Source organism: Pseudomonas sp. P5_B3 (assembly GCF_056400405.1).
On record NZ_JBFULI010000048.1, the window covers coordinates 1 to 12334 of the forward strand.

The following is a 12334-nucleotide window of genomic DNA, read 5'->3' on the forward strand; positions in this document are numbered from 1 at the left end:
GCAAAGGGCAAAGGAAAGCGCTTGCGCAAGCGCTTTCCTTTGCACTATGTTTGTCGAACAAGAACACCGATGAGAGGTTTCACTGCTTCTCAAATCGGCAGATAAGGAGTCAACCGCTATGCTCAGTACTGGATCTGAAAGTCCTCCTCCTGCTCTATTGGAAATGCGTTCCATCTCCAAGTCATTCAATGGCGTACGCGTGTTGCATGACATCGACCTTAGTATTTTTCCCGGACAAATCCACGCGCTAATGGGCGAAAACGGCGCCGGAAAATCCACTCTGATGAAAATCCTGTCGGGAGCCTATATAGCCGACAGTGGCACTATCCGAATCGATGGATGTGATATTCGAAACTATGGCCTGAACGATGCGAAGCGCCATGGCATTTCAGTTATCTATCAAGAGCTCAGCTTGTGCGCGAATATGAGCGTGGTCGAGAACATCTACCTGGGTAGAGAAATTCGTCGATGTGGGGTTGTAAACCACARGGCAATGACCGAAGGCGCGCAGGTTGTACTAAAGCGACTTGGCGTCACATTTGATCCGCACGCGCTGGTCGGTACATTGTCGATCGCCGACCAACAACTTGTTGAAATCGCCCGTGCAATTCATGCCGATACGCGAATCCTGGTGATGGATGAGCCTACAACGCCGCTGTCTTCAAAAGAGACGGAAAGTCTATTTAGGTTGATTCGCCAGTTACGTGATGATGGTGTTGCGATTATCTATATCAGCCATCGAATGGCTGAGATATATGCATTGTCCGATTTTGTTTCGGTGCTCCGGGACGGCCGTTACGTGGGTTCGCTGGACCGTGGCACGCTATCGGCTGAAACCCTGGTCCGGATGATGGTGGGTCGCGATGTTTCCGGTTTCTATGCCCATGAGCGTGCTACGTGTTCTTACGAGCAACCGGTACTACGTGTCCGCCACCTTACTGATGGTTTAAAAATTCGAGATTGCAGTTTCGATCTGTATGCCGGCGAAATTCTCGGGATTGCAGGGCTGGTGGGCTCAGGGAGAACAGAACTTGCCCGATTAATTGCAGGTGTCGATGCATACTCGGGTGGACACATTGAACTGGACGGCGAAGTTGTAGCCATACGCTCCCCTCGCGATGCAGGCAATGCAGGTATCGCCTATCTGACAGAAGACCGTAAAGCCTTGGGCCTCTTTCTCGATATGAGTGTCCACGACAATATCAATGTTTGTGTATTGGGAAATGATGCTTCATTGACGGGTTTTGTGGACCGGACGGCTGGAACCGGACGCACCGAACAAGCCATTCAGGCACTCAATATCAAAGCATCTCCAGACATCAATGTCGGCGCGCTGTCTGGAGGCAACCAACAAAAGGTTTTGCTGGCTCGTCTGCTTGAGATGAAGCCCAAAGTGCTGTTCCTGGACGAACCCACCTCGGGTGTCGATATTGGAGCCAAAACAGAGATATATAAAATAATCAATGCATTGGCCGCCTCCGGCGTTTGTGTAGTGATGATTTCAAGTGAACTGCCAGAGATTGTTGGAATCGCTGACCGTGTATTGGTCATGTGTGAAGGGAAACTTGTCGCCGAACTCGGTGGCCGCAGCGGTGTTGATATCACACCCGAAACCATTATCGCGTTTGCCACAGGCAGCGACAGCTTGACTCTAGCCAACGGAGACTTAGTTCAATGACTTCCCCACTGCAACGCAAAGCAGCAAGTGACTTCATCACACCCAATGCGCGGAACATTGCCGGACCAGGCGCACAGGAAAAAATGCGCCAACTGATGAGGGTAGCGGGCATGCTTCCCGTATTGTTGCTCCTGTGTGTGGGCTTCAGCCTGATGAGCGACAACTTCTTCTCGGCGCAGAACTTCTCGATCATCAGCCAACAAGCCTCTATCAATGTGGTATTGGCATCCGGCCTGACTTTCGTGATTTTGACCGGGGGCATCGACCTTTCAGTGGGTTCGATCCTGGCTGTTTCCGCGGTAGTGGCGCTGTTGGTATCGCAAGTTCCCGGATTGTCCTCTCTGGCCATCCCTGCGGGGCTTGGAATCGGCCTGTTGCTCGGGCTCGTCAATGGCGTATTGGTCGCTTTTGGCAAGCTGCCTGCGTTTATAGTCACACTGGGCGGATTGACGGCGATGCGTGGGATCGCACGCCTCATCGGCGAAGACAAAACGGTGTTCAACCCCGACTTGTCATTTGCCTTCATTGGAAACGATACGTTGTTCGGGGTGCCATGGCTGGTTGTCATCGCGCTGGTAGTGGTGACTCTTTCGTGGCTCATTCTTCGTCGGACGGTTTTAGGCGTACAGATTTACGCAGTGGGTGGCAATCCTGAGGCCGCGCGGTTATCGGGAATCAAGGTCTGGAAAGTCCTGCTCTTCGTTTACGCCATATCCGGTTTGCTGGCAGGTGTGGGGGCCATCATGACTTCCGCTCGTTTGATGGCGGCCAACGGTCTGCAAATGGGCCAGTCCTATGAACTCGACGCTATCGCCGCCGTCATCCTGGGTGGCACACGTTTCACCGGCGGCGTCGGCACCATCGTCGGTACGCTGATTGGCGCCCTGATCATCGCGACACTTTCCAACGGTCTGATATTGCTGGGCGTTTCGGATATCTGGCAATACATCATCAAGGGTGTCGTCATCATCGGGGCGGTAGCACTCGATCGTTTTCGGCAGGCCGGCGCACGAACCTGAACTCTATAAAACTCCTCTAATACTCCAACAATAAGAGACTGTGCTCATGAAAAAAACAATATTGGCCGCTGCTTGTGCACTCCTGGCATTTAATACCGCTCAAGCGCAAGAATTGAAATCCGTCGGGATAACCGTTGGCTCGCTGGGAAATCCGTATTTCGTAGCGATGGTAAATGGCGCCAAAGCGCAGGCATTGCAGATCAACCCCGCCGCAAAATTCACCTCAGTCTCGGCCGACTACGATCTAAACAAGCAGTTCACCCAGATCGATAACTTCATTTCGTCGGGCGTAAACCTGATTCTTGTCAATGCCGTCGACCCTGTAGCGATTGCACCTGCGATTGCCAAAGCCAGAAAGGCCGGCATAGTGGTTGTGGGGGTTGATGTCATGGTGCAGGGTGCCAACGCCACGGTACAGACAGATAACGTTGAAGCCGGCAAGATAGTCTGTCAGTACATTGCCGAGCAGCTGGGTGGCAAGGGTAACGTTATTATCCAGAATGGTACGCAGACTTCAGCAGTCCTGGATCGTGTCAATGGGTGTAAGAGTGTTTTCGCACAGGCACCCGATATCAAGGTACTGTCCGATAATCAGGATGCCAAAGGCTCGCGAGAAGGTGGCTACAGCGTGATGCAAGGCGACCTGACTCGCTTTGCAAAAATCGACGCGGTGTTCGCTATCAATGATCCCCAAGCCATAGGTGCAGACCTGGCAGCAAAACAACTCAAGCGTAAAGGCATCATTATCGCATCGGTGGATGGGGCTCCCGATATAGAGACAGCACTCAAAAGCGATACACAGATCCAGGCTTCTGCCTCTCAGTCCCCTTGGGGCCAGGCACAACAGGCCGTAACGATGGGTAACGACCTGCTGAATGGCAAATCCCTGGAGAGCACAACGGTACTGCTTCAACCCTCACTTGTAACCCGAGCTAATGTTATGGAGTACAAAGGTTGGCAAGCTGACCAATGACTAATATGCGGTTTAGTCAGGTGGCATAGGGGTATCCAGCCACATCTGGAATGCGGGTAATGGCTGCTGCGAGGTACTCGTAGTAGCCGAACAGCCTGAATTTAATGATCTTCCGGTGGCTCTGGTTAAGTATCAGGCCCATGGATGTGCTTCAATTATTGGCCTCTTAGAGGTGTGCTCGCTAAGGATTCAGTTGATCCTGTTGTCATTATGTATCCATAAGTATTGTTCAAGCTCCACGTATCTCGGTATGGGGGCGTGAACGACGCTTGCTGACGAGAAACCTGGCATGTTTTCCAACGCAAACACAATAGTAAGCATAGAGCTACTTGACTACGTCAAGGCTCTGCCTGGTAATCGAATTGTCGTTGCGCTGGCGGGGCCACCTGGTGCCGGTAAGTCCACCGTCTCTGAGGCCTTGGTAGAGGCCCTTAATCGTATTATGCCGGGGAGTGCAGCGGTCATCCCCGGGGATGGCTTTCATTACGATGACGCGGTTCTTGGATCCTTGAACCTTTTAGACCGTAAGGGCTCCCCCGAAACATTCGATGTGGGTGGCTTCAGGAGTCTGCTGCTGCGGCTTCGTGCGAACAACGAACCAACGGTTGCCGTTCCAGTATTCGATCGTAACCTGGAGATATCCCGTGCCGCAGGACGATTGGTTTCCTCTGACGTGAAATATCTCATCGTGGAAGGAAACTACCTTCTATTGAATCTTGCCCCATGGTCGTCCTTAAAGGACTGTTTTGACACCACCATTATGCTGCAGGTTGACCGTAAAACCCTGGAGACGCGACTGCTTGATCGATGGCGATCATTCGGGTTCGATGAGTCTACTGCCTATGAAAAAGTTCATTGCAACGACCTTCCGAATGCCGAGTTTGTGATTTCGGCCAGCAGTAGAGCTGACTTCACGATCACAGATGAAGAACCTGCTTCTTCTCCTTGAACGAGAGTGTCGCAGCCGGCGTGGCTGCCTATCAACAGGCCAATTAACGCTATCAACAACCTGTAGCGAACCATTAAAGAGCAAACGACTATGTATCTGGTATGTGGCGAAGCGCTGTTCGATTTTTTTAGTGAAAACGACCCCGGAGCTCAAGCTTCAAAAATAAACTACAAGGCCATTACCGGCGGTTCACCGTTCAATGTCGCCGTCGGGCTGCGGCGCCTGGGTATCGACGTGGCGTTGTTTGCCGGGTTGTCCATCGACTATCTGGGACGGCGTTTACAGCAAGTATTGCAGGAGGAGGGCGTGCGTTTGGATTACCTTCAGGACTTCGACGCACCGACCACTCTTGCCATGGTCGCCGTTGGTGCCGATGGCTCGCCGCATTACAGCTTTCGCGGCGAAGGCTGCGCTGATCGTCAGCTGTTGCCGGGGCATTTGCCTGAGTTGGGCGCTGAGGTGCGAGGGCTGCATATCGGCTCGTTCTCGTTGGTGGTGCAGCCGATTGCCGATACCCTGTTGGCTCTGGTCTGCCGGGAAAGTGGCAAACGCCTGATCAGTCTCGACCCCAACGTGCGACTCAACCCAGAGCCGAATATCGAATTGTGGCGCGAACGTATCGGCGCTCTGGTCGAACATGCCGATCTGATCAAGGTCAGTGACGAAGACCTGAACCTGCTCTACCCAGAGCGTGATCCGCAGAGCGTGATCGAGGGCTGGCTGGAGCACCGCTGCCAACTGGTATTCCTCACCCGTGGCGGTCAGGGCGCGACAGTTTTCAGCCGCCGTCATGGCACTTGGTCGGTGCCGGCCCGTGCCGTGGCGATAGTCGATACCGTAGGCGCCGGTGACACCTTCCAAGCGGCATTGATTGCTTGGCTGACTGAGCAGCAACTGGATTCGGTGGAGGGCTTGCAACGCTTGAGCCGTGAACAGATCGACGCAATGCTCGACTTTGCCGTCAGCGCCGCGGCCCTGACCTGCGGTAAAAACGGTCCGGACTTACCTTTTCGGCATCAGTTGCATTGATATCTGGTCAGGATTGTTTCGTCGGCACTGCACTCTACCCTGATCGCGCCGCCTCCGTGCCGGATATCAACACGGGAAAACTTTGCACTCGCCGTTGATGCCGGGGTTTTGGCAGTCGCGCGATCAAGGAAAAACTCACGTCATCGGTGTGTCGAATTTCGATGGCGCTCAACTCAAGCAGGCGGCGAAAGAGATCGTTTCGCTCCAGCCGCCGTGCTCCGTCCTGTGGTGAAAGGTTGCAATCGACCTGGCTCCACGCAATCACAGCCATTAAAAAAAGCGGCCCTTTGGCACCGATAACATCGTTTCTCGGCGGCGCTGCTTTTCACTATATTGGCCGCCAGATCCGGTGAGTGACTCAACATTCGCCACCCTCAGTGCGAGTAGTCTTTATGAATAAAAAACCAGACAACGCAGGGTTTGTTAATGCAGGTGCGGGAACCCGTGCCGTGTGGGGCGGGGAGCAGGTCAGGCATCCCTACAACGCCACTCAAACGCCCATCGTGGTCAGTGCCGCCTATGGTTATGACGACATCGATGTCTGGTACGACGTTGCGTTGGGCAAGGCGCCCGGCTTTATTTACAGCCGCATGAGCAACCCGACAGTCGAGACCCTCGAGGCAAAGATTTGCGAGTTGGAACTGGCCGAATCAGCCGTGGCTTTCAGCAGCGGGATGGCGGCGATCAGCAGCGTGCTCTACACCTTCCTGGCCCATGGCGATCGGGTGGTCTCGACCAGGGACAGCTATGGCGGCACCAACAAGATTTTCGAAGAGTTCCTGCCACGCACCGGTGTGAACGTGACGTTGTGCGAGACGTTCGATCACGAAGAAATCGAACGCGAAATCGCCAAAGGTTGCCAATTGGTGTATCTGGAAACGCCAACCAACCCGACGCTGAAAATACTCGATATCGAGCGTCTGGTGGCTGCGGCCAAGCGTGTCGGTGCCATTGTGGTGGCGGATAACACCTTCGCCACGCCATTGAATCAGAACCCGCTGGCACTGGGTGTGGACGTGGTCATTCACAGTGCCACCAAGTTTCTCAGCGGCCACGGCGACGTGCTTGGCGGCCTGGTGTGCGGTAGTGAATCACTGATGGACAAGGTGCGTCATTACCGGGAAATCAACGGTGCGACGCTCGACCCGTTCTCCGCCTACATGATCATTCGCGGCATGAAAACCTTGGTGCTGCGCATGCGTCAGCAGCAGCGCAGTGCCCGCGCACTGGCCGAGTACCTCTGCGTCGAACCCTTGGTGGAGTCGGTCAATTATCCCGGTTTGCCAGGCCATCCGAATCATGCGGTGGCGTGTGCGCAAATGTCCGGCTTCGGCGCCATCGTCAGCTTTGTGGTGGCGGGCGGCATGGACACGGTCAAGGTACTCTTGCCACGACTGCGATTCGCCCATTGCGCGGGCAATCTCGGTGCGGTGGAAACCATCTACGGTCCGGCCCGCACCACCAGCCATGTCGAGAACACGCTGGAGGAACGCCTGGCCCTGGGTATTTCCGAAGGGCTGGTGCGGATCTCTGTCGGCATTGAAGACACCGACGATCTGCTCGACGACCTGAAACAGGCGTTCGCATTTGTCAGGGGGGCGGGCAACGAACCCGCACCATCAAACACGCAGCTTTCAATCAATGAAAGTTGCGCCGAAGTTGCAAGCTGAAGCGTTAGCGTTAAACCTCACTGCAAGGATGTGAGTGGGGCGTTCATGAAGTGGAATAATAATAAAACTTAGTGGCGATCTGTTTTTTCTCTGCCCAGTCAGTCATCGCAGACGTTAATTCGCGCCCTAATAACTTTCATGAGAGCAACCATGTCCATAAAAGAAGAACAATTTCACTCGCGTTCCGGTTTTAAACAGGAAATGCAAACACGGCATATTGTCATGTTGGCATTAGGTGGCGTCATCGGTACCGGGCTGTTTCTCACGTCTGGATATACGGTTAACCAGGCCGGTCCTCTGGGTGCGGTGATCGCTTATATCATCGGCGCGCTCATGGTTTACATGGTGATGATGTGCCTGGGCGAACTGGCGGTACAGATGCCGGAAACCGGTTCGTTCAGTACATATGCCACCCGCTTTCTGGGGCCCGGTACCGGGTATACCGTCGCCTGGCTGTATTGGCTGACCTGGAYGGTGGCCATCGGTTCTGAATTCACCGCCGCCGGTATCTTGATGGTGCGTTGGTTCCCGGATACACCGGTATGGATCTGGAGTGCGTTGTTTGCAGGTCTGGTGTTTCTGACCAATGTGATTTCGGTGCGCCTGTTCGCTGAGACCGAGTTCTGGTTGTCTCTGGTTAAAGTGGTGACCGTCATCGTGTTTTTGATGATTGGCGGTGGCGCGATTCTCGGTTTGCTGCACATCGAGCAGAGCCACAGTATCGGGTTGAGCAACTTCACTCGCGAAGGACTTTTTCCTACCGGAGTCATGCCGATAGCCATGACGTTATTGGCGGTGTCTTTTGCATTCTCCGGCACTGAGTTGATCGGTATTGCCGCAGGGGAAACCAAAGACCCGCAGCGCAACGTGCCGCGTGCCATCCGCACGACCGTGCTGCGCCTGGCGATCTTTTTCGTAGGGACCATTTTTGTCCTGGCAACACTATTGCCTCGAGAGCAGGCCGGCCTGGTAGAGAGTCCATTCGTGACTGTGTTCACCTACATCGGGATTCCCTATTCGGCAGACATCATGAACTTCGTGATCATCAGTGCCTTGCTGTCGGCCGCCAACTCCGGTTTGTATGCCGCGTCACGGATGATCTGGACGCTGAGTGACCAGGGTCACCTGCCCAAGCGATTCTCGGCACTGACGCGCATGGGCACGCCGCTCAACGCGATTATCATCAGCATGGCGGGTGGGGCTGCCTCGTTGCTCAGCAGTGTGTTTGCCGCCGACACCATCTATCTGGCACTGGTGTCGATCTCCGGATTGGCGGTCGTAGTGGTCTGGATGAGCATCGCTGCGAGCCAGATTGCTTTCCGCCGTCACTATGTGGCCAACGGCGGTGACATCCGCGACTTGAAATTCCGTGTCCGGGGTTATCCATGGGTGCCGTTGGGAGCGCTGGTCTGCTGCAGTCTGGCGTGTGTCGGGATTGCCTTCGATCCGGAGCAGCGAGTGGCGTTGTACTTCGGTTTGCCCTTCATCGCCTGGTGCTATTTCGTGTATTACATTACCCGCAAAAGCCGCGAGCGACGCTTGTCGGTTGCCCCCTTGGCACAACCGTCCGACGCGTTCTAGTCAGYGTCGACGGGATGGGCAAGCGTGCTCGGTGGAGGGGGCGTCCAAGAGGTTCAAGCCATGAAGCAAAAGACGCTACCCCCATTGAACTGGCTGCGGGCATTCGAGGTGTCTGCCCGCTGTTTGAACTTCACCCATGCCGCCGAAGAACTGTTTTTGACCCAGGGCGCGGTCAGTCAGCAGATCCGCCAACTGGAGAGTCATCTTGGGGTGGCACTGTTCAAGCGCTTACCCCGTGGCCTGGGGCTGACCGAGGAAGGCCAGGCTTATCTGCCGGTGGTGCAGGATGCGATCACGCGACTGGCAGTGGGGACCAACGAGATTTTTGGCCAGCACAAACGTCGGCCGATCAAGGTGCGTGGCAGCCTGGCGTTCTTCGTGCATTGGCTGGCACCCAAGCTGGCGGGGTTTAGCCAGGCGCATCCGCATGTCGATATCCGCTACATCAGCAATATCTGGGTCAAGGAACTGGACGGTGAGGATGACATGGAGATTCGCTGGGGCCACGGTCAATGGCCCGGCCTGGTATCGCAGCGCCTGACCTGGGACACGTTGTTTCCGGTCTGCTCGCCGGACCTGATGGCGAAGTCGCCGCTGACGGTCCCGGCGGACGTGTCGCACCATCCGCTGTTGCATGTTCTGGGTTACGAAGAGGGTTGGGGTTACTGGTTGAACATGGTCGGTGCGGACACCGTCGACTCCTCGACCGGCATGCAGTTCGACACATTGATCTGCACTTTGCGCATGGCCGAGTTAGGGCAGGGGATCGCCCTGGCGCGGTCCTCGATGGTGGAGGAGATGCTTCAGGACGGACGATTGGTCGAACCCTTTACCCAGCGTATCGAAGCCAGCGAGTCTTTTTACCTTGTGCGCGGTTCCGGGGCCGAGCAGCACCCCGACGCAGTGATGTTTTCCACCTGGCTGGTCGAGCAGGCACATCGTTTCAAATGAATGGCCGGAGCCAACCATGCGTTATGTGAGTACCCGAAATTCGTCCGTGCAGGTCGACTTCGAACAGGTCGTATTGTCTGGCATTGCCGAGGACGGTGGGCTGTTCGTACCGCTCGAACTGCCGCTGTTTGAAGCGCAGGACATCGCCAACTGGTCGACCTTGCCCTATGACGAACTGGCCTACAGGGTGATCAGTCCGTTCGTGGGGGAGGCGATCCCCGAGACAGACCTCAAGCGCCTGCTCAAAGAGGCTGGCAGTCAATTCAGCCACCGTTCCCTGGCGCCTTTGCATCAGGTCGATCGTAACGAGTGGGTGCTGGAACTGTTCCACGGCCCGACTCGCTCCTCGAAGGATTTTGCCGCGCAGTTGCAGGCGCGGCTGGTGCCGTATTTTCTGCGCAAGCGCGGGCGTCGCGGGGTGGTGATCGGTGCCACCAACGGCGATACCGGGCTGGCGGCCATCGAGGCGTTCAAGCACTGCGAGGACACCTGCGTGGTGGTGTTTTACCCAGAGAAGGGCGTCCCCCTGGACCAACTCCAGCATCTGCAAGCAGCGGCGCACCCAAGGGTTCATCAGTTTGCAGTGAATGGCAGCTTCGATGAGTGCCAGACCATCGTCACCCGGCTGTTCCGAGAATGGCCGAATACGCAGCACGAGGCGATCAGTTTCAACTCGAGTAACTGGGTCAGTGTGTTGGCGCAACTGGTGTTTTACTTCCACGCCGTGTTGCAACTGGGAGGCGGCCAGCGACCGATCGGTTTCAGTGTGCCGGCGGCGAGTTTTGCCGAGGTGTATGCCGGCTACATCGCGCAAAAAATGGGCCTGCCGATCACCCAGATGATTGTTGCGACCAACCAGAACGACGCGTTGCATCAGTTGTTTCAGAAGAACCACTACAGCAGGTCACGAGCCAACAAGACGCTTTCGCCTGCCATGGACCTGTCGATCTTCTCCAATCTGGAACGCTTCCTTTGGGAGCTCTACGGGCGTGACGACCAGGCGGTGTGTGCGCTGATGGAGGGGTTCGAGTCCAGCGGCGAGATGGTCATCGCCAACGAATTCTGGTTGCAGGCGCGGATGATCATCGACTCCTATGCGGTCAGTGATGAGCAGACGCTGACGGAAATCACCTCGCTGTATCGCGACACGGGATACGTCATCGACCCGCATACAGCCACTGGCGTGCTGGCCGCCCGGTTGTATCGGCGAAGCCTGGTGGCGCCAATGGTGACCCTGGGGGAAATCTCGCCGGTCAAGTCGGCGGCACTGCTTGGCGAGTTGGGCATCAGTGTGGCGGGACCGCAACTTGAGGTCGCGACGCAAGGACAGGCGCAGGTTTACCGGATTCAACCGGACGACCTCGATACCATCCATGAGCTGCTCGGCGCGCTGTGAAGGCGCGACAACAGGAGGCCAAGTGAAGCGAATTCTGGACCCCCTCGATGAACACATCATCGCGGAACTACAGCTCAATGCCAGGGCTGCACATGCCGAGCTGGCAGCCAAGGTCAATCTGTCACGCAATGCGGTGCGCCAACGTATAGAAAGACTTGAACGCGACGGGGTAATACAGGGATATACGGTACGCACGGGGGAGGGGCGACAAGCCACTTCGAACATCAACGCGGTGATTTTCGTTTACCGCTACGACCGGATGCGGGGGGCGGAAGTGCTGCAAGCGCTGCGGGCCATTCCGGAAGTCATCCAGTGCGATGTCATGAGCGGTGAATTCGACTTGATGCTGCGGGTGGGCGCTGCGAGCCCGCAGCGGGTGCACAAGGTCTGGACTGAAATTGCCGCGTTGCCCGGGGTGGAAAACACCGTGACCTCCTTTGTGCTGTCGTCTGTCGTGTAGCCCATTTTTCGTACCGCCAAAAGCCAACCTGTGTTGGCTTTTATGCGTGCGCCAGGCATGGCACTCTCACCCGTTTCATCCCAACGTTGCCAGGGCAAAAGCAACCATATCCCCACCGCTATCGCGAGCAGGCTCGCTCCTACAGTTTTGATCTTCAGTGACCGCCAATCCCACGGCCGGCCACAATCCCTGTGGGAGCGAGCTTGCTCCGGGCGGCGTTCCGACGATGAGGCCCTGTCATCCAACATCTCTATTGACTGTCACGCCGCCATCGCGAGCAAGCTCGCTCCCACAGGGGGCAGTGGTGAGGCGGGTTTATGCGGCCAGCTCGATTTGATCAAGCACGCGGTTCGCGGTGATTTCTGCGAGCATCACGCTGTTGGAAATGCCCAGCAGGGCATTGCGGTCACCACCCTCCAGATGATCCACCAGTTGATGCACCATCGGGTAGCTTTGGCCAAATCGGTGGCGCGAGCTGTCCCCAAAACCTGTGGGAGCGAGCTTGCTCGCGATGAGGCCACAACAGTCAACATTGATGTTGAATGTAAGACCGCCATCGTGAGCAAGCTCGCTCCTACCCGATTCCGAAACTCTGTCCTGACACTGGTCAAAACGCCCATAAAATAGA

10 protein-coding genes and 1 pseudogene are annotated in these 12334 nt (G+C 55.9%); 10 read left to right on the plus strand and 1 reads right to left on the minus strand.

Going from position 1 to position 12334, the window contains the following annotated elements:
• Positions 1-118: 118 nt before the first annotated feature.
• The 10 genes from AC1DRN_RS23410 (at position 119) to AC1DRN_RS23455 (ending at position 11706) form a co-directional block, all read left to right on the plus strand.
• Positions 119-1678 (plus strand): sugar ABC transporter ATP-binding protein, encoded by a 1560-nt coding sequence (locus AC1DRN_RS23410; protein WP_477786811.1) that lies wholly within the window; start codon positions 119-121, stop codon positions 1676-1678.
• The gene (locus AC1DRN_RS23415) at positions 1675-2697 is read left to right on the plus strand and encodes an ABC transporter permease subunit (protein WP_223458742.1); all 1023 of its coding nucleotides are present in this window, start codon (positions 1675-1677) and stop codon (positions 2695-2697) included. Before AC1DRN_RS23410 ends, AC1DRN_RS23415 begins: the two co-directional genes overlap by 4 nt.
• A 46-nt stretch (positions 2698-2743) precedes the next feature.
• The gene (locus tag AC1DRN_RS23420) at positions 2744-3670 is read left to right on the plus strand and encodes an ABC transporter substrate-binding protein (protein WP_108219387.1); all 927 of its coding nucleotides are present in this window, start codon (positions 2744-2746) and stop codon (positions 3668-3670) included.
• A 289-nt stretch (positions 3671-3959) separates the two neighbouring features.
• Complete coding sequence (locus tag AC1DRN_RS23425) at positions 3960-4619, plus strand: nucleoside triphosphate hydrolase (RefSeq protein WP_223458744.1); 660 nt, start codon at positions 3960-3962, stop codon at positions 4617-4619.
• 90 nt (positions 4620-4709) lie between these two features.
• Positions 4710-5648: a carbohydrate kinase family protein gene (locus tag AC1DRN_RS23430; protein ID WP_223458746.1), complete on the plus strand. Its 939-nt coding sequence runs from the start codon at positions 4710-4712 to the stop codon at positions 5646-5648.
• Between the two features lie 392 nt (positions 5649-6040).
• Complete coding sequence (locus AC1DRN_RS23435; RefSeq protein ID WP_223458748.1) at positions 6041-7318, plus strand: cystathionine gamma-synthase family protein; 1278 nt, start codon at positions 6041-6043, stop codon at positions 7316-7318.
• A gap of 150 nt (positions 7319-7468) precedes the next feature.
• Complete coding sequence (locus AC1DRN_RS23440; RefSeq protein ID WP_477786812.1) at positions 7469-8899, plus strand: amino acid permease; 1431 nt, start codon at positions 7469-7471, stop codon at positions 8897-8899.
• Between the two features lie 60 nt (positions 8900-8959).
• Positions 8960-9850 (plus strand): LysR substrate-binding domain-containing protein, encoded by an 891-nt coding sequence (locus AC1DRN_RS23445; RefSeq protein ID WP_223458752.1) that lies wholly within the window; start codon positions 8960-8962, stop codon positions 9848-9850.
• 16 nt (positions 9851-9866) lie between these two features.
• Entirely contained in the window at positions 9867-11246 is a 1380-nt protein-coding gene (gene thrC / locus AC1DRN_RS23450; RefSeq protein ID WP_223458754.1) for a threonine synthase, read from the plus strand.
• Between the two features lie 22 nt (positions 11247-11268).
• Positions 11269-11706, plus strand: coding sequence for an Lrp/AsnC family transcriptional regulator (locus tag AC1DRN_RS23455; RefSeq protein ID WP_008003746.1), 438 nt, complete (start codon positions 11269-11271; stop codon positions 11704-11706).
• Positions 11707-12021: 315 nt separating this feature from the next.
• Here AC1DRN_RS23455 and AC1DRN_RS23460 read toward each other — a convergent pair.
• Positions 12022-12150: pseudogene (locus AC1DRN_RS23460) on the minus strand (DUF6124 family protein); the annotation flags it as partial.
• Positions 12151-12334 lie beyond the last annotated feature (184 nt).